The sequence below is a fragment of the Pseudolysinimonas sp. genome, assembly GCF_039912695.1.
Taxonomy (GTDB): Bacteria; Actinomycetota; Actinomycetes; order Actinomycetales; family Microbacteriaceae; genus Pseudolysinimonas_A.
Genome location: NZ_JBDSPJ010000010.1, coordinates 49905 through 68303, shown reverse-complemented (window position 1 = coordinate 68303; position 18399 = coordinate 49905). Strand labels below are relative to the sequence as shown.

Below are 18399 nucleotides of genomic sequence, written 5' to 3'. Positions count from 1 at the left end.
GCCGACCTAAGTAAGGCCCGGTCGCGACGACCGCATCCGCGCCGTGTGGTCGCGCTCGGGGCAAGGGTAGCCGTCTCGGCGGACCCCTCCCGCCCGTTGGGGTGTTAAATCGGGGTATGGAATACAGGAATCTCGGTAAAAGCGGGCTTAAGGTCTCGGCACTGTCGCTCGGAACGATGACGTTCGGCGGCTCCGGCAAATTCGCGTTCGTCGGCACGACCGACACGACGACGGCGCGCAAGCAAGTCGACCAGGCCATCGCGGCGGGGGTGAATCTGATCGACACGGCCGACGTGTACTCAGCGGGTCAGTCCGAAGAGATCGTCGGCGAGATCGTGAAGGGCCGTCGCGACGATCTGTTGATCGCCACCAAGGCGAGGTTCCGCATGGGCGAAGGCCCCAACGGCGAGGGTCTGTCGCGGCACCACCTGATTCGCGCCGCTGAAGCCAGCCTGAAGCGCCTCGGCACCGAGTACATCGACCTCTACCAGGTGCACGAATGGGACGGACAGACTCCGCTCGAAGAAACCCTTGCGGCACTCACGCACCTCGTTGACCAGGGCAAGGTGCGCTACGTCGGGGTGTCGAACTACTCCGCCTGGCACGTGATGAAGGCGATCGGCGTTGCCGACAAGCGGGGATTCGCGCCGATCGTCAGCCAGCAGATCCACTACTCGTTGCACGCTCGCGAGGCCGAATATGAGTTGGTGCCGCTCGCCCTCGATCAGGGCGTCGGCATCCTGGTCTGGTCGCCCCTCGCGGGTGGGCTGTTGTCGGGCAAATACCGTCGCGGCGTTGATGCGCCCGCCGGGTCGCGCCTGCTCACCGATTGGAACGAACCTCCGGTCCCCGATGAGAACCACCTCTACAACATCGTGGATGCGCTGGTCGCGATTGCCGACGACCGCGGGGTTTCGGCCGCGCAGGTTGCGCTCTCCTGGACCCTCGCCCGCCCTGGAATCTCGACCGTCGTGATCGGCGCCCGCACCTCGGAACAGCTCGCAGACAACCTCGCCGCCGCCGACCTGGTGCTGACGCCCGAAGAGACCACGCGTCTCGAAGAGGTCAGCCGGCCGACTCTGCTCTACCCGTACTGGCACCAGGTGGCCTCAGCCGGCGAGCGGTTGGGGCATGCCGACCTATCCCTGCTCGGGCGTCACCGCGCGGCCGCGACCACATGAGAATCCTGCTCGTCGGTGCCGGCGGGGTGGGTGACGCGATCGCGAAGATCGCCGCCCGCCGCGACTTCTTTGAACTCATGGTCGTCAGCGACTACGACATTTCGCGCGCCGAGCGCACGATCGCGTGGATCACGGCGAAGCACGGCGACCAGGGGGGCCGGTTCCTGGCGTCCAAGATCGACGCCTCCGACCCCGAGTCGGTGGCCGCGGTTGCCCGCGAACACGGCGCGACTCACGTGATGAACGCCGTCGAGCCGAAGTTCGTCCCGACGATTTTCGCCGGGGCGCTCGCCGCCGAAGCGAACTACCTCGATATGGCGATGAGTCTGTCGGAGCCGCATCCCGACAATCCGTACTCCGAGACCGGCGTGAAACTGGGCGACGACCAGTTCGAGCAGGCGGGCGACTGGGAGCAGGCCGGGCGTCTCGCGCTCGTCGGCATCGGCGTCGAACCGGGGCTGTCCGACGTCTTCGCGCGCTACGCGGCCGACGAGTTGTTCGGCGAGATCGACGAACTGGGTGTGCGCGACGGGGCGAACCTCGTGGTGCGCGATGAGAATGGCGACGAGATCTTCGCGCCGTCGTTCAGCATCTGGACGACGATCGAAGAATGCCTCAACCCGCCGGTGATCTGGGAGAAAGACAAGGGTTGGTTCACGACCCCGCCGTTCTCGGAACCCGAGGTCTTCGTGTTCCCGGACGGCATCGGACCTGTCGAGTGCGTCAACGTCGAGCACGAGGAGGTGCTGTTGATGCCGCGTTGGGTGGATGCCAAGCGCGTCACATTCAAGTACGGGCTCGGGGATGAGTTCATCGGCGTTCTGAAGACGCTGCACAAGCTGCACCTCGACGCCGTCACGCCGATCCGAGTGCGCAGCGCCAACGGCCCGGTCGAGGTTGCGCCGCGCGACGTTGTCGCCGCGGCACTGCCCGATCCTGCGACGATCGGCCCGAAGATGACGGGTAAGACCTGTGCCGGAGTGTGGGTCACGGGAACCGGCAAAGACGGCACGCCGCGCGAGGTCTACCTGTACCACGTGAGCGACAACGAGTGGACGATGGCCGAATACGACAGCCAGTGCGTCGTGTGGCAGACGGCCCTCAACCCCGTCATCGCGCTCGAACTGCTCTCGACCGGTGTCTGGAGCGGGCTCGGCGTGCTCGGCCCCGAGGCATTCCCCGCGTCGCCGTTCCTGGAGTTGATGAAGAGACCGATCACCGACGGCGGCTACGGCCAGCAGTGGGGGATGGAAGACCGCCTGGCCTGACTCTCACCCCTCCGCTTGGCTCCAGCCATGCGCGAGTGGACCCAAATCGACGTGGGTCCGACCGCGCATGGCTGGAGCCAAGCGGAGGAGGGTTCAGGGGTTCCACTTCCCGGGATCGCGCAGCAGCGGGCGGAACGCGAGTTCTGCCGCCCCAATCAGCAGCCGGTCTTCGCCGAGTGCGGCGGGCACGATTGACGTTCCTTCCCAGGCGGCGGGAACCGTCGTGTCGCGGACGGCGTCCTCGAGACTCGGTGGATCCCAGGCCAGGTGCGTCGCGAGGTAGCCGCCGAGGACGACCAACTCGGGATTGAAGACGTTGACGGCGTTGCCCAGGGCGGCGGCCAGGATGCCCTGCTGACGCCGCATCTCGACGCGAACGGCAGGAGAGGCGGAGGTTTCGATCGCGGCAGCGAGCTGGGGTTCATCGGCGGACTCCAGCCCCAGAAGGTCGAGGACCCGGGCGCGACTGACCTCGTCCTCCAGCGTGCCGCGGGAGGTCACTCGATTGTGGGGATCGTCGACGCCGGGTCGGTTTTGCCCGAACTCTCCCGCGTATCCGCCGCGGCCGGTGAGCAGGGAGCCGCGCACGATGGCGCCCCCGCCGATGCCGCTGGCTCCGCCGTTGAGGTAGATCAGGTCGTCGACGCCGCGCCCGGCGCCGAACAGGTGCTCGGCGAGAGCGCCGAGGCTCGCGTCGTTGTCGGCCACGACGGGCAGCCCGACCGCGTCCTCAACCATCGCGGCGAACGGCACTTCGCGCCAACCCAGGTGCGAAGCCCAGCGGACGAGCCTGTCGCTGGCGCGCACGAGCCCGGGGATCGCGAGGCCGATGGCCGCGACGCGGCGATTTCGAGGGGATGCCGCTACGAGTTCGCGCACCACGTCGGCGATGATCGCGACAGCGTCCTCGGGAGTGGGAACGGCATCCACGGGTCGGCGTACCCGGCGTTCGACCCGCGCCCCCAGCCCGACCACCGCGGCCGTGACGGCATCCACTTCTGGGTTTACGGCGATGACTACCGGGCGCGGGTCGGGGTGAACGACGGGAGACGGGCGACCCACCCGGCTACTGGCGACCGGGTCGCCTTCCTCGAGGAGGCCGAGCGCGACAAGCTCGGCGACGAGCGCGGCGACGGTCGAGCGATTGAGGCCCGTGAGCGCTGTGACGTCGGCCCGCGAACTGACGCGGCGGTGGTGCACGAGGTCGAGGACTGTCGCCAGGTTGCGGCGGCGGACACCCTCAACGTGGTCCGGCGCTGGCATGCGCCTACTTTATCGGCGGGTATTTGTTGTCCTTGACTACAAATGGCGTGCCGTGCAAAGATCGGGCCACCAATCACTTTCGGCATAAAGTCCGAAACTTTCGAAAGGCGTTCAAAGATGAACAAGAACCGCACCAAGAGGCTGGGCGCCCTTGTCGCAGCTTCGACGGTCGTGTTCCTCGGTCTGGCCGGATGTTCCGGCGGGGCCGCGGGAGGCGACGCAAAAGTCACCATCACCTGGTGGCACAACGCCACCACTGCTCCCCTGTCAAGCCTCTGGGCTGACGTTGCCGCGGAGTTCGAGGCAGCGCACCCCGGTGTCACAGTCGAGCAGACCGGCTACCAGAACGAAGACCTGCAGCGCACCCTGATCCCCAACGCTCTCCAGTCCGGCGACGCCCCCGATCTCTTCATGGTGTGGCCGGGTGGCGAGGTCCGCTCGCAGGCCGAGGCTGGCTATCTGATGGATCTCACCGATGTGGCCAGCGACACGATCAGCCAGCTCGGTGGAGTCGTGAAGCCGTGGGAAGTTGACGGCAAGCAGTACGCGCTGCCGTTCTCGTTCGGCATCACGGGAATCTGGTACAACAAAGATCTCTTCCAGCAGGCGGGGATCTCGGGTACGCCCAAGACGCTGCCTGAGCTCGAGGCCGATGTTGCCAAGATCAAGGCGATCAACGTGGCTCCGATCTCCGTCGGTGCCGGCGACCTGTGGCCCGCCGGTCACTGGTGGTACCAGTTCGCCCTGAACGCGTGCTCAACCGCGACGCTGCAGACGGCAATCCCGGCCCTGAACTTCGACGACCCGTGCTGGCTCGAAGCTGGTCAGACGCTCCAGGACTTCCTGGCAACGAAGCCGTTCAACGACGGCTTCCTGGCCACTCCGGCTCAAACCGGTGCTGACAGCTCGGCCGGTCTGGTAGCCAACGGCAACGCCGCGATGGAGTTCATGGGTCCGTGGGATTCGGGCACGATCGGTGGCCTGACCGCCGACGGCAAGGTGCCGTCGTGGCTGGGCTGGTTCCCGTTCCCGAGCGTTCCTGGCTCGGCGGGCGACCCGACCATCACGATGGGTGGTGGCGACGGCTGGGGCATCAGCGCTAACGCTCCGAAGGAGACAGTCGAACTGCTCAAGTACCTCGAGAGCGACGATGTGCAGAGTCGTTTCGCTGCAATCGGGTCGGGCATCCCCGCCAACCCGAACGCGGCCGCTGCGCTGACCGATCCGAACCTCAAGGCGATCGCCTCGGGTCTCGCCGGTTCGTCGTACGTGCAGCTCTGGCTGGACAGCGCCCTCGGCCCGGCATTCGGCAACCCGCTGAACCAGGCAATCGTTAACATCTTCGCCGGGACCGGTACCCCTGCGGATGTCGTCAAAGCCCTGAAGGACACCGCGGCGGCTCAGTAGCCGACTTCGCTCCTCATCGATATGACGATTCACACTGAGGCAGGGCCCGCCGTCACGGCGGGCCCTGCCCCCGCATCCGTTCGCACGCGTCGATCGCGTGAATTCCGCACGCGCCTCGAGCTCGGTCTGCTGATCGGTCCCGCCGCGCTCGTGTTCCTCGCCTTTGTGATCCTCCCGGTTGTCTTGGCCGCGTACTACAGCCTCTTCAACTGGAACGGTCTCGGGCCGCTGGTGCGTTTCATCGGCTTCACCAACTACCTGCGAGCCCTCGGGGATCCGGTCTTCCAGCACGCGATTGCGAACAACTTCACGATCGTCGGCCTGTCGATGCTGATCCAGGGACCGCTCGCGATCGGTATCGCTCTCCTGCTCAACCGCAAGCTGCGCGGCCGCGCCGTGTTCCGTGCGCTGATCTTCGTGCCCTACGTGCTGGCTGAGGTCATCGCCGGCCTCGCCTTCAAGCTCATCCTCTCCCCGCGTGGCGGCATCAACGCGCTGCTGGACTCGATCGGCCTCGGCGATCTCGCACAACCGTGGTTGGCGAATCCCCAGATCGCTCTCGGCGTGATGTTCGTGATCCTCACCTGGAAGTACCTCGGGTTCGCCGTCCTGCTCATGCTGGCGGGGCTCCAAGGGGTGCCCCCGGAACTCAACGAGGCGGCGTCGATCGACGGTGCAAGTTGGTGGCAGATCCAGCGGCGCATCACGCTCCCGCTGCTCGGGCCGACGATTCGCATTTGGGCGTTCCTCTCGATCATCGGCTCGCTCCAGCTCTTCGACATGGTGTGGGTGACCACGAAGGGCGGACCCGTGGGGGCGACCAACACGATGGCCGTCTACATGCTGCTAAACGGTCAGGGAGCACCGGGCTACGGGAGCGCTGTCGCCGTGATCCTGTTCGTCATTTCCCTGGCGATTGCGCTCGTCTACCAACGCATCGCGCTGCGCCGAGATCTCGCCGGCGCCATGACCACGAGTGGGGTTCGCTGACATGACGACGCTCGACCTCGCGCCCGCGCGGCGCAAGCGGTTCAACTGGGCCCAGCCCTGGGTCTACCTCGTGGCCCTCGTGGCCGCCGGGATTGCGATCGCTCCCGTCGCGTACGTCTGGATCAGCGGATTCCGGTCGACGGCCGACCTGAACGCGGCACCCGGCGGCTGGCCCAACCCGTGGACGATCGAGAACTACGCGCGAGTTCTGACGTCGCAGCGCTTCTGGGGATCGGTGTTCTCATCCACCTTGGTGGGGGTCGGAACGACGCTCGGCGTCGTCGTGTTCGGAGTCATGGCCGCGTTCGCGATCGCGCGCTACGAGTTTCGCGGTCGCAACTGGCTCTACGGGCTCTTCGCAGCTGGGCTGATGTTCCCGGTCACCGTCGCCGCACTGCCGCTCAGCATCATGTTGCGAACCCTCCACCTGAATGGATCATTCTTGGGCCTCATCATCCCGCAGATCGGTTTCGCGCTGCCAACGACGATCATCATCCTCGTGCCGTTCCTGCGTGCGATCCCGGCCGAACTCGAAGAAGCTGCCTCGATCGACGGCGCGAGTCGACTCGGGTTCTTCTGGCGCATTGCCCTGCCGCTCGCCGTTCCCGGACTGGTGACGGTCGGGGTTCTGGCCTTCATCGCCAGCTGGAACGCGTATTTGCTTCCGTTGCTCATCTTGGGCGCGGGCGGGATGCCGCAAGACCTCTGGACGTTGCCTCTCGGCGTGCAGCAGTTCTCGGCACAATACTCGAGCGATACCGGCGCGGTTCTCGCCTATACCTCCCTGTCGATGCTTCCGGCGATCCTCTTTTTCACCCTCGCCGAGCGACGTATCGTCGGCGGTCTCACGGGCGCGGTCAAGGGCTGATTCGATGACGATGGAAAAGCCGGCAGAAGCCGCTACCCCAACGGATGACGTTGCGGCGTTGATTGCCCAGCTCACGCTTGAGGAGAAGATCGCCCAGCTGTACGGCATCTGGGTCGGGGCCGGCGCGGACGGCGGTGAGGTCGCACCCCACCAGCACGACTTCTCGGCTGTCGTCGACCTGAACGAACTGCTGCCGCTCGGCCTGGGGCAGATCACCCGCCCGTTCGGCACCGCCCCCGTCGATCCGGCGCTCGGTGCGGTGTCGTTGCTGCGCCTGCAGCGCCGGATCGTTGCCGAGAGCGCTCACGGCATCCCGGCGGTCGCCCACGAGGAGTGCCTCGCCGGCTTCGCCGCCTGGGGTGCCACCGCGTACCCGGTGCCGGTGTCGTGGGGTGCCTCGTTCAACCCGCAACTGATTGAGCGGATGGCGCGCCGCATCGGCGAAGACATGGCGTCGGTCGGCGTTCACCAGGGTCTCGCTCCCGTGCTGGATGTCGTGCGCGACGCACGCTGGGGTCGCGTCGAGGAGTCGATCGGCGAGGACCCCTATCTGGTCGGCACGATCGGCGCGGCCTACGTGCGCGGCATCGAGGCGGCCGGAGTCGTCGCGACGCTCAAGCACTTCGTGGGCTACTCGGCCTCACGCGCGGGCCGCAATCTCGCCCCGGTGTCGATCGGGCGCCGCGAGCTGGCCGACGTGCTGCTGCCGCCGTTCGAGATGGTGCTGCGCGACGGCCACCCGCGGTCGCTGATGAACTCGTACACCGACCTGGACGGCATCCCGACCGCGGCTGACCGCTCGCTGCTCACCGTGTTGCTGCGGGACGAGTGGGGATTCGACGGCACCGTCGTGTCGGACTATTTCGCGATCGCCTTCCTGCACACCCTGCACGGCACGGCGGCCGACTTGGGAGACGCCGCCGCCGCCGCACTGCGGGCCGGGATCGACGTCGAACTGCCGACCGTGCACACGTTCGCTGAACCGCTCCTGGCGGCTATCCGCAGCGGTGTGCTCGAGGAAGCCGTCATCGACCTCGCCCTGACCCGGGTGTTGCGCCAGAAGAGCGAACTCGGGCTACTCGACCCGGAATGGTCGGCCGTTCCGCCTGCCCTAGCCGGTCGCGACCTTGATGATCTGGAAGCCCTGCGCGGCACAATCGATCTTGACCCGCCCGTGAACCGCGCGATCGCCCGAGAGATCGCCGAGCAGGGGATCATCTTGCTGCGCAATGACGGCGTGCTGCCGCTCGGGGCGCCCGCCCGGATCGCCGTCATCGGTCCAACCGCCGATGACCCCTACGCGATGCTCGGTGGCTATTCGTTCCCGTCGCACGTCGGGGTGAAGCATCCGGATTGGGAGATCGGGATTGAGATCCCCACCCTGCTCGATGCCCTCACCGCCGAGTTTCCTGGCTCGGCCGTGACGTCGACCCCAGGAACCACCGTCGACGGCGGCGAGACCGACGGCATCCCGGCGGCGATTGAGGCAGCGAAGGCGGCGGATGTCGTCGTCCTGGCGCTGGGCGACCGCGCGGGACTCTTTGGCCGCGGCACTAGCGGCGAGGGATCGGATGCTGAATTGCTCGACCTCCCCGGCGCGCAGACCGCGTTGCTCGACGCCCTGTTGGCGGCGGGAACCCCGGTCGTGGTGGTGCTGCTCTCGGGCCGGCCGTACGCTCTGGGAAACGCCGTCGGCGAAGCAGCCGCGATCGTGCAGACCTTTTTCCCCGGCGAAGAGGGTGGCCCGGCCATCGCCGGCGTGCTCAGCGGTCGCGTGAACCCGAGCGGTCGGCTTCCGGTGAGCGTTCCCGCCACCTCGGGTGCTCAGCCTTCGACCTACCTGGCGGCCCCTCTGGCACGCAAGAACTCGGTGTCGAACATCGACCCCAGTGCCGCCTATCCGTTCGGGTTCGGTTTGTCGTACACCGATTTTGAATGGACGGATGCCGAGGCCGAGTCGACCTCGATCGGCACCGACGGTGTGGTGCGGCTTTCGGTCGCGATCCGCAATGTGGGCATTCGCGCCGGAGCCGAGGTTGTGCAGGTCTATCTGCACGATCCGGTCGCTTCGGTCGTTCGACCCGTCGAGCGACTGATCTCGTACCGGAAGGTATGGCTGTCGCCGGGGGAGACTGCTCAGTTGAAGGTCGACATCCCGGCCGATCTGGCGTCGTTCACCGGCGTCGACGGATCTCGGATTGTCGAACCCGGTGCGCTGTCGTTCGGGTTCGGCCGCTCGAGCGGCGACATTCCGTTGCGGCTTGACGTTGAGTTGACCGGCCCGGTGCGACGAGTCGGGTTCGATCGGGCGCTGCACGCGAGCTGGTCAGACGGCCGATAGCGCCGTCGTCGGTTGGGCGAAGGGTCGCCTAGAGCCGGGCTGAGTACTGGGCGAGGATCTCGGGACGGTGATCGCTCTGCGGCTCGGCAGCCAGCGGAACGACCCACTCGGGCCGTTCCCCGGTCAACACCCAGGCCGCCTGCACGGCCGCGCCGCGCGCGACGTACTCACCGGGTTCGGGCACGGCGACCGGCACGTCGAACACCTGCGCGGCGATCGCCGACACCGCGGGGTTCTGGGCGGCACCGCCGATCAGCAGGATGCGCTGGGCGATGACCCCAACATCCCGAACGGCGGCGAGACCCGCGGCGAGACCGCAGAGGAGGCCCTCGATGGATGCCCGCGCGAGGTCCGCGCGAGTCGTCGCCGCGAGGGTCATGCCGAACAGGGTGGCCGTGGCATCGGGCCGGTCGGGAGTGCGTTCGCCTTCGAACCACGGCTGAAGCACGAGTCCACCGGAACCGGGCTGAGCCGAGAGCGCGAGAGTTCCGAGTTCGGTGTGGTCGACGGCGAGAAGCCCCGCGATCGAGTCGAGCACGCGCGCGGCGTTGAGCGTCGCCACCAGGGGCAGGAAGACCCCGCTCGCGTCGGCGAATCCGGCGACGGATGTCGACCCGGCGGGTGACCCGGTCACCGCGAACACGGTGCCGCTGGTGCCGATCGAGACGACGACGTCGCCTTCCCGCGCGCCAAGACCCAGCGCCGCGGCGGCGTTGTCGCCGGCGCCGGCACCCAGGGGGATGCCACCCTCCGTGAGGCCCGGAGAGTCGCCCGGGCCGAGCACACGCGGCAGGATCGCGTCGTGGCCGAGCGCAGCGATGAGGATCTCGCGGTCATAGTCGCCGGTGTGCGGGTTCCAGTAGCTGGTGCCGCTGGCATCCGATCGGTCGGTGGTCAGCTCGGCGAGGTCGGGACGTCCGGGCCCGTAGCCACGCAGTCGCCAGGTCAGCCAGTCATGCGGAAGCGCGACGGCTGCCACCCGCGCAGCGTTCCCGGGCTCGGCATCCCGCAACCAGCGCAGCTTCGTCGCGGTGAAGGACGCGACCGGACGCGAGCCGGTGCGTTCAACGATGTCCGGAAATTCGTCGGCGAGCTGACGAGCTGCATCCGCCGAGCGGGTGTCGTTCCAGAGCAGCGCGGGGCGGATGACCTCGCCCGCGGCATCGAGAACGACCATTCCGTGCTGCTGGCCGCCGACCGAAATCGCGGCCACGTCATCCAGCCCACCGGCTGCCGTGATCGCTTCTTGAAGTGCGACCCACCACGCTTCGGGGTCGACTTCGGTGCCCTCGGGATGCGCGGCGCGCCCTGAGCGCACCAGCAGCCCGGTGGCGGCGTCAACGACGACGACCTTGCAACTCTGGGTCGAGGAGTCGACCCCAACGACTAACGTCATCAGCTCGAACTCCGGTTATTTGCCCGACTTGGGGCTCTGCGGGTGGCGCGAGACCCCAAAGTTGGGCAGATAGCCATCGTTAACGGGCGCCCATGAGGTGCTCGGTCGCGAGCTGCTGCAGCTTCACGAAGCCAAAGCCCTTGCCGCCGAGGTAGGCGTCAGTGTCGAAGTCTTCGTACGCCGAGCGGTCGGCGAGGAAGTCGTCGTAGCTCTCGCCCTCCGACAGGGTCGGCACCGACAGCTCCGGCACGCGGGCGGCGACGAGCGCGGCCTGCACCTCGGGGTCGGCGCGGAAGGCGGCGGCACGTTCCTTGAGCAGCAGGTAGGTGCGCATGTTCGCGGCTGCGGAGTCCCACACGCCGTTCTCGTCTTCCGTGCGCGAGGGCTTGTAGTCGAAGTGACGCGGGCCGTCGTAGGTCGGTCCGCCGTTGGGGCCACCATTTTCGAGCAGGTCAACGAGAGCAAACGCGTTGTGCAGGTCGCCGTGGCCGAAGACCAGGTCCTGGTCGTACTTGATGCCGCGCTGACCGTTGAGGTCGATGTGGAAGAGCTTGCCGTGGTACAGCGCCTGGGCGATGCCGGCTGCGAAGTTGAGGCCTGCCATCTGCTCGTGCCCCACCTCGGGGTTCAGGCCGACCAGCTCGGGACGCGCAAGCGACCCGATGAAGGCGATCGCGTGACCGAGGGTCGGCAGCAGGATGTCGCCGCGCGGCTCGTTCGGCTTGGGCTCGATCGCGAAGCGGATGCCGTAGCCCTTGTCGGTGACATAGTCGCCGAGCAGGTTGACCGCTTCGCGGTAGCGCTCGAGCGCCTGGCGGATGTCCTTCGCGGCGTCGTACTCGGCGCCCTCGCGGCCGCCCCACATGACGAAAGTCTCGGCGCCGAGTTCAGCGGCGAGGTCGAGCTGGCGGAACACCTTGCGCAGCGCGAACCGGCGCACACCCCGGTCGTTCGAGGTGAAGCCACCGTCTTTGAAGACCGGCGAGCTGAAGAGGTTCGTCGTCACCATCGGAACCTTCATTCCGGTGGACTCCATCGCCCCCTTCAGCCGGCCAATCTCGCGATCACGCTCGGCCTCGCTGGAGCCGAACGGGAAGAGGTCATCGTCGTGGAAGGTGAGTCCGTACGCACCGAGCTCAGAGAGCTTCTCGATCGCATGAACGGTATCGAGGGGCTTGCGAGTGGGGCCGCCGAACGGGTCAGTCCCGTTGTATCCGATCGTCCACAAGCCAAAGGTGAACTTGTCGGCGGGCGTGGGAGTGACTGTCATGGCGAGCTCCATTGATCAAAAGGATATGTTGCGGGATACAACATATCGCGTGTGTGCGTACAGTGAAAGCACTTTGCAGCGATAGTTTCGGTGTTACAACCGAGAGGAGGCTGGATGATGTCGGATACAGGGACGACGGATGTCGAGCTGACCTCACGCGTCACGCTCGCGGAAATCGCCGAGCGGGCGCAGGTTTCGCTGTCCACGATCTCGAAGGTGCTCAACGGGCGCTCAGATGTCTCGGCGTCTACCCGCGGTCGCGTTGAGACCCTCCTCGCCGACCACGGTTACCGTCGTCGGAAGTCGGGCAGTGCGCCGAACCCGCTCATCGAGCTGGTGTTTCACGAACTTGAGGCTGCCTGGTCGATGGAGATCATCCGCGGCGTCGAGGATGTCGCCCGCGCCAACGGGATGAGCGTCGTGCTGACCGAGAGTGGCTCCCGGCACGCGCCTGCGGCTGACTGGATCGACGGTGTGCTCCAGCGCCGACCGGCCGGCGTCGTGCTGGTGTTCTCCGACATCCCCGAGCAATACCGCGAAGTGCTGCGCGCTCGGTCGATCCCGTTCGTGATCATCGACCCGGCCGGCGACCCGACCCCTGACGTGCCATCGGTCGGTTCCGCGAACTGGTCGGGCGGGCTGATGGCGACCCGGCACCTGATCGAACTCGGCCACACCCGGATCGCGGCGATCACCGGGCCCGACGACATGATGTGCTCGCACGCGCGCATCGATGGATTCCGGTCGGCGATGACGGCGGCGGGGCTGACGATCGATCCCGACTGGATCCGTTTCGGTGACTTCCACACTGCGGGTGGTCGGTTGCACGGGCAGCAGCTTCTTGACCGCCCCGTGCGCCCGACGGCGATCTTCGCGGGGAGCGATCTGCAGGCTCTCGGGGTGCTTGAGGCCATGCGGCAACTGGGCTTGCACGCACCCGACGACGTCTCGATCGTCGGGTACGACGACATCCCGCTCGCCACCTGGGTGAGTCCGCGTCTGACGACGGTGCACCAGCCGCTGCGCCGGATGGCGGAGGAGGCGACGCGTCTCGTGTTGCGCATCCGCGACGGCCGTGTCGACAGCGTCTCGCGCCTCGACCTCGCGACCAACCTCGTCGTGCGCGAGAGTACGGCGCCGCCGAAGCCCGACCGGAGTGACGAGTGAAGGCCGCACCGCTCAGCGCCGCGGAAGTCGCCGCGATCAAGGCCGGGTATGGCTTCGCCGCCCCCGCGCTCGAGATGGGAGCGCTCGTCAACGGGTCGGCCCTGCCCGACGTGCCCATCCGCATCCCGATCTCGATGGTGAATCGCCACGGCCTCGTCGCGGGAGCCACCGGCACCGGCAAGACCAAGACGCTGCAGGTGCTGGCCGAGCAATTGTCGGCGGCCGGGGTTCCGGTATTCGCCGCCGACATTAAGGGTGACCTCTCGGGGATCGCGTCAGCGGGTATCTCGAGCGACAAGCTGCTCGCTCGCACCCAGGGGATCGGCCAGCAGTGGACGGGGGTCGCGTCACCGACCGAGTACTTCAGCCTCGGCGGGCTGGGCGTCGGCATCCCGATTCGAGCCAGCGTCGAACGCTTCGGTCCGCTGCTGCTCGCGAAGGTGCTCGGCCTCAACCCGACTCAGGAATCGAGCCTGGGACTGGTGTTCCACTACGCCAAGAACGCTCAACTGCCCCTGATCGACCTGGCCGATCTGCGTTCGGTTCTGATGTACCTCGTGTCGGACGCCGGCAAGGGCGAGCTCGCTGACCTCGGCGGGTTGTCGAAGGCGACGACCGGCGTCATTTTGCGGGAACTGGTCATCTTCTCTGACCAGGGCGCTGACGTCTTCTTCGGCGATCCGGCGATTGACGTTGCCGAGTTCCTGCAGTCGACGGCAGAGGGCAAGGGTGTCGTGAGCCTGCTCGAAGTGCCGAGCGTCGTCGACAAGCCCGCCCTGTTCTCGACCTTCCTGATGTGGCTGCTGCACGAGCTGTACGCCGTGCTGCCCGAAGCCGGTGACCTTCCGCGGCCGAAGTTGGTGTTCTTCTTCGACGAAGCACATCTGCTGTTCAAGGGTGCTTCGCAGGACTTTCTGGATGTCGTCACCCAGACCGTGCGACTGATCAGGTCGAAGGGGGTCGGCATCTTCTTTGTCACGCAGACCCCGAAAGATGTCCCGGGCGACGTGCTCGCGCAACTCGGCAGCCGGGTGCAGCACCAGCTTCGAGCTCACACGCCGGATGACGCCCGCGCGCTGAAGGCGACAGTCTCGACCTATCCGACCTCGGGTTACGACCTCGGTGAGGTGTTGACGTCGCTCGCGACCGGCGAGGCGATCGTCACCGTGATGAACGAGGATGGCGCGCCGTCACCGGTGGCCTGGACGCGGCTGCGCGCACCGCAGGGGTCGATGTCGCCCACCCCGCCCGAGCAGATGATGGCGACAGTTGCCGCTTCGCCCCTGATGGCCCGTTACGGAACGCCGGCCGACACGGTGTCGGCCCACGAGCTACTCGGCCAGCGCGCGAAGGCGGCAGTCGCCCCAGCGGCGCAGCCGAAAGACCCCGCCGCGCAGCCGAAAGACCCGTCCGCGCAGTCGACCACGCCCACCAAGCGGGTCAGCCGCACCGGCACCCCGCGCGTTCGGCTGGTTCGCCTGATCGTCGACAAGCTCTTCGGCCGCGCTCGGTAGCGGGCTCAGCCCATGATGGGGATCTGCATCAGGTACATCGTCGCGACGGCGATGCTGATGCAGATGGCCACGACTCCGGCGAAGATCAGTGCGATCAGCGCGGGACGGTCTTCGAACCAGTACGACGCACCCGGGTAGGCCCGAAAGAACTCCTTGAGCGAGAGCGGCTCATTGATGATCGTCGGGGCAACGGGGAGCGCCGCTGCGATCGTTCGCAGGGCACCGGTGGGCCAGAAGTTTCCCCGCAGCCGGAACAACCGCTTGCCGTGGGCGTCGCGCACCAGCAGTTGGGTGACCGGATCGTGGGACTGGCCGAGGTAGGTCGGCACCAGATCGACCGAGGCGATGAGAGTCAGCGGCACGCGCACCATCGGGCTGAAAATGCCGTTGCCGCGCAACTCGGTGTCATCCACGACGGTTGTGACGGAGAGATCGCGCCACATAAACGCGAGAGAGAGGAGGACCACCACGCCCTGGACGATCGCGACCCACAGGCCCTGACCCCGCGGGATGGTGAACCAGTAGGCGAGGCCGAAGGTCGGGATCATCGCGAGCCCGATGGAAAGGAGCCCCGAAACGATCAGGGATCGCCGGGGAACGATGCGCACGACGTGTTCTTCGAGCACGGTCACGCGTAACTCCCCCAAGGATCTGCGTCCGCACGCTGGAACGGGTCGTGCGTAAATCGGGTACTTCAGATGCTGCGGTACTTCTTGAACTATTGGCGGAGGATGGGGGATTCGAACCCCCGAGGGCTTTCACCCAACACGCTTTCCAAGCGTGCGCCATAGGCCACTAGGCGAATCCTCCTGAAAGGACCCTCCGCGCACCCGACAGAGCCCGGTTACCCTTGCTACGTTTCCGTCCTGGGGGAGTTGGCCTGGATGGCGCCACGCGGAGAGCCGGGCTCAATTGTAGGGCCTCAGCCAGCGTCGGGTGCGGCGACTACTCTGGCACCGTGGTCACCGCTCTCTATCGGCGCTATCGGCCGGAGACATTCGCCGAGTTGATCGGCCAGTCTCAGGTGACCGATCCGCTCCGAACGGCACTGCGTTCCGATCGGGTTAATCACGCCTATCTGTTCTCGGGCCCGCGCGGCTGTGGCAAGACGACGAGTGCCCGCATCCTGGCCCGCTGCCTCAACTGTGCCGAGGGTCCGACCGACACCCCCTGTGGCGTGTGTGACTCGTGTATCGAGCTCGCTCGAGACGGCGGTGGATCACTGGATGTCGTCGAGATCGACGCGGCCAGCCACAACGGCGTTGACGACGCCCGCGATCTGCGCGAGCGGGCGGCCTTCGCCCCGGCCCGCGACCGGTACAAGATCTTCATCCTCGACGAGGCTCACATGGTGACGACGCAGGGCTTCAACGCCCTGCTCAAGCTGGTCGAAGAGCCGCCTGACCACGTGAAATTCATCTTCGCGACGACCGAACCTGAGAAGGTCATCGGCACGATCCGCAGCCGCACCCACCACTACCCGTTCCGTCTGGTGCCGCCCGCGCAGATGCTCGAGTACGTGCAGCAGATGTGCGTCTCCGAGAAGGTCGAGGTCGAGGGTGGGGTCCTCCCGCTGGTCGTGCGTGCCGGCGGCGGTTCGGTGCGCGACACCCTGTCGTTGCTCGACCAACTGATTGCCGGCTCCGAGGATGCAGCCGACGGCGTCGTGACAATCAAGTACGAACGAGCCGTTTCGCTGCTCGGCTACACCCACGGTGCCCTGCTCGACGAGGTCGTCGACGCCATCGGCGCTCGGGATGCCGGCGCCGTCTTTGGCGCTGTCGACCGGGTCATTCAGACCGGGCAAGACCCGCGCCGGTTTGTTGAAGACCTCCTCGAGCGTCTGCGCGACCTCATCGTCGTCGCAGCGACCCGGGACGGCGCGGCCGCCGTACTCCGCGGCGTGCCGCTTGATGAGATCGGTCGGATGTCGTCCCAAGCCAACGCGTTCGGGGCAGCCGAGCTGTCGCGCGCCGCCGACGTTGCAAACACGGCTCTCACCGAAATGACCGGCGCCACCTCGCCGCGACTGCACCTCGAACTGATGGTTGCGCGTCTGCTGGTGCCGGCCGCCGATGAGTCGGAGCGAGGAGCGCTCGCCCGTGTCGAGCGACTGGAGCGTCGCATCGGAATCGACGACCACCCGTCGATGCGTGCGGTGCCCGATCGTCCGGTCGTTGAGCCGGTCGACATCCGCAGCGTGCGTCGGGCGAAAGAGGATGCCGCGCCGATCGTTGCGGACGCGACTCCGGTCGTCGAGGCGCCCGCGTCTGACCAGCCCGCTCCGGAAGCTGTGGTTCCGGAAGCTGTGGCCACAGACGAGTTGGTGCCTGACGAGCTGGCACCTGACGAGCTGGCCGCTGACGAGCTGAGCACTGACGAGCCCGAGCCGGAAGAGCCAGCCGTCGAAGAGGCAGTCACCTCCGTGACGTTGCAGCAGGTTCGGGATGCCTGGCCCGAGGTTCTCGAAATCGTGAAGACGGCCAAGCGCGGCGCCTGGATGGCGATCGCTGCCTCGACGCCCCGCGCTTTCAACGGCGACGTATTGACGGTCGCGTTCGCCACCGAGGCTGACGTCGCGTCGTTCAAGCAGCCCCAAGGCCCCGGCGAGAGCGTGAGCGACCTGCTGCGCGGAGCGATTCACGGGGTGCTCGGAGTGCGCGTCAAGTTCCTCACCCGTCACGAGACCGGCTCAGCGGCACCCCCGGTTGAATCGCCACCCGCGGCCGTCGCCGAGAGCCCCGTCGCCGAGAACCCGCTGCCACCCGCCGCGGAGTGGAACGTCGTGGCGATCCCCTCGAGCCCGGAGAAGGCTGGCGCCGAAAAGCCCGGCCCCAAGAAATCTCCCACGCCGGCCCCCGCGACCGAAGCCCAGCCCGCGCCTGAGGCGGTTTCCGCCGCTGAGGTGACCCCGGCATCCACTCCCCAGCCTCAGCCCCAACCGCGCACGCCCGTATCGACGACCGCCGACGGCAAAGCGCGGTATGGCGAAGCGGTGGTTCGAGAAATCCTGGGCGCCGCGTTCATCGAAGAGCAGTCGTTGAGGCCGGTCGATCCGCCTGCGGCGTTGGACGACTGAGACTTTGGACGACTGAGACTTTGGACGACTGAGAAATTGGACCACTGAGGTGTACGAGGGAATCGTTCAAGAACTGATCGACGAGTTGGGCCGCCTGCCCGGCATCGGCCCGAAGTCCGCTCAGCGCATCGCGTTCCACATTTTGCAGACCGAGTCATTCGACACGAAGCGGCTCGCGCAGATTCTGATGGATGTGCGCGACAAGGTGCGGTTCTGCTCGATCTGCGGCAACGTCGCCGAACAAGACACCTGCTCGATCTGTCGCGACCCGCGCCGCAGCCCGGCGACCATCTGCGTCGTCGAGGAGGCAAAGGATGTCGTCGCGGTCGAGCGCACGCGGGAGTTCCGCGGTCTGTACCACGTGCTCGGCGGGGCGATCAGTCCGATCGACGGCATCGGTCCTGACGACCTGCGCATCGCATCCCTCGTGAAGCGGCTTGCGGACTCGACGGTGACCGAGGTCATCATCGCGACCGATCCGAACCTCGAGGGCGAAGCGACAGCGACCTACCTGACACGCCTGCTCGTGCAGCCCAACCTGCGCGTGTCGCGACTCGCGTCGGGGCTGCCGGTGGGTGGCGACCTGGAGTACGCCGACGAGGTCACCCTCGGACGAGCCTTCGAGGGCCGTCGCACGGTCGAGGCGTGACGACTG

At 67.0% G+C, this 18399-nt stretch carries 14 protein-coding genes, 1 tRNA gene and 1 other RNA gene; 10 read left to right on the top strand and 6 right to left on the bottom strand.

All coding sequences use genetic code 11. The features are described 5' to 3' along the window. Window positions 1-116: 116 nt before the first annotated feature. Both ABIR17_RS03140 and ABIR17_RS03135 read left to right on the top strand, forming a co-directional pair. The gene (locus ABIR17_RS03140; RefSeq protein WP_348002901.1) at window positions 117-1181 is read left to right on the top strand and encodes an aldo/keto reductase; all 1065 of its coding nucleotides are present in this window, start codon (window positions 117-119) and stop codon (window positions 1179-1181) included. Next, complete coding sequence (locus ABIR17_RS03135) at window positions 1178-2449, top strand: saccharopine dehydrogenase C-terminal domain-containing protein (RefSeq protein WP_348002900.1); 1272 nt, start codon at window positions 1178-1180, stop codon at window positions 2447-2449. The genes ABIR17_RS03140 and ABIR17_RS03135 overlap by 4 nt, the downstream gene beginning before the upstream one ends. A gap of 93 nt (window positions 2450-2542) precedes the next feature. On the opposite strand, the gene ABIR17_RS03130 is transcribed toward ABIR17_RS03135, so the two are convergent. Beyond that, entirely contained in the window at window positions 2543-3712 is a 1170-nt protein-coding gene (locus ABIR17_RS03130) for an ROK family protein (RefSeq protein ID WP_348002899.1), read from the bottom strand. A 117-nt stretch (window positions 3713-3829) separates the two neighbouring features. Between ABIR17_RS03130 and ABIR17_RS03125 the strand changes: the two genes are divergently transcribed. From ABIR17_RS03125 to ABIR17_RS03110, 4 genes are read left to right on the top strand one after another with little or no spacing between them, the layout of a single operon-like run. Then, window positions 3830-5119 carry an extracellular solute-binding protein gene (locus ABIR17_RS03125; protein ID WP_348002898.1) on the top strand — a complete coding sequence of 430 codons (1290 nt, stop codon included), beginning with the start codon at window positions 3830-3832 and terminating at the stop codon, window positions 5117-5119. A 21-nt stretch (window positions 5120-5140) separates the two neighbouring features. After that, window positions 5141-6109, top strand: a complete 969-nt coding sequence (locus ABIR17_RS03120) for a sugar ABC transporter permease (protein WP_348002897.1) — start codon at window positions 5141-5143, stop codon at window positions 6107-6109. A gap of 1 nt (window position 6110) precedes the next feature. Beyond that, window positions 6111-6977 carry a carbohydrate ABC transporter permease gene (locus ABIR17_RS03115; RefSeq protein ID WP_348002896.1) on the top strand — a complete coding sequence of 289 codons (867 nt, stop codon included), beginning with the start codon at window positions 6111-6113 and terminating at the stop codon, window positions 6975-6977. 4 nt (window positions 6978-6981) lie between these two features. Next, the gene (locus ABIR17_RS03110) at window positions 6982-9318 is read left to right on the top strand and encodes a glycoside hydrolase family 3 N-terminal domain-containing protein (RefSeq protein ID WP_348002895.1); all 2337 of its coding nucleotides are present in this window, start codon (window positions 6982-6984) and stop codon (window positions 9316-9318) included. Window positions 9319-9346: 28 nt separating this feature from the next. Here the strand turns inward: ABIR17_RS03110 and ABIR17_RS03105 are convergent, their stop codons facing one another. Further along, window positions 9347-10714: an FGGY family carbohydrate kinase gene (locus ABIR17_RS03105; RefSeq protein ID WP_348002894.1), complete on the bottom strand. Its 1368-nt coding sequence runs from the start codon at window positions 10712-10714 to the stop codon at window positions 9347-9349. Window positions 10715-10793: 79 nt separating this feature from the next. Next, window positions 10794-11984, bottom strand: coding sequence for a xylose isomerase (xylA, locus tag ABIR17_RS03100; RefSeq protein ID WP_348002893.1), 1191 nt, complete (start codon window positions 11982-11984; stop codon window positions 10794-10796). A 117-nt stretch (window positions 11985-12101) separates the two neighbouring features. Here xylA and ABIR17_RS03095 point away from each other — a divergent pair, with 117 nt between their 5' ends. Then, window positions 12102-13151, top strand: a complete 1050-nt coding sequence (locus ABIR17_RS03095; protein WP_348002892.1) for a LacI family DNA-binding transcriptional regulator — start codon at window positions 12102-12104, stop codon at window positions 13149-13151. Window positions 13152-13225: 74 nt separating this feature from the next. Further along, window positions 13226-14665 (top strand): helicase HerA-like domain-containing protein, encoded by a 1440-nt coding sequence (locus ABIR17_RS03090; protein WP_348002915.1) that lies wholly within the window; start codon window positions 13226-13228, stop codon window positions 14663-14665. 5 nt (window positions 14666-14670) lie between these two features. On the opposite strand, the gene ABIR17_RS03085 is transcribed toward ABIR17_RS03090, so the two are convergent. The 3 genes from ABIR17_RS03085 to ffs form a co-directional block, all read right to left on the bottom strand. Continuing rightward, entirely contained in the window at window positions 14671-15297 is a 627-nt protein-coding gene (locus ABIR17_RS03085) for a hypothetical protein (RefSeq protein ID WP_348002891.1), read from the bottom strand. 90 nt (window positions 15298-15387) lie between these two features. Next, window positions 15388-15475, bottom strand: a tRNA-Ser gene (locus ABIR17_RS03080). Continuing rightward, window positions 15476-15572, bottom strand: an RNA gene (gene ffs / locus ABIR17_RS03075) — signal recognition particle sRNA small type. A 51-nt stretch (window positions 15573-15623) separates the two neighbouring features. On the opposite strand from ffs, the gene ABIR17_RS03070 reads away from it, so the two are divergent. Further along, complete coding sequence (locus ABIR17_RS03070) at window positions 15624-17744, top strand: DNA polymerase III subunit gamma and tau (protein ID WP_348002890.1); 2121 nt, start codon at window positions 15624-15626, stop codon at window positions 17742-17744. A gap of 49 nt (window positions 17745-17793) precedes the next feature. Then, window positions 17794-18393 carry a recombination mediator RecR gene (gene recR / locus ABIR17_RS03065; RefSeq protein WP_348002889.1) on the top strand — a complete coding sequence of 200 codons (600 nt, stop codon included), beginning with the start codon at window positions 17794-17796 and terminating at the stop codon, window positions 18391-18393. Window positions 18394-18399 lie beyond the last annotated feature (6 nt).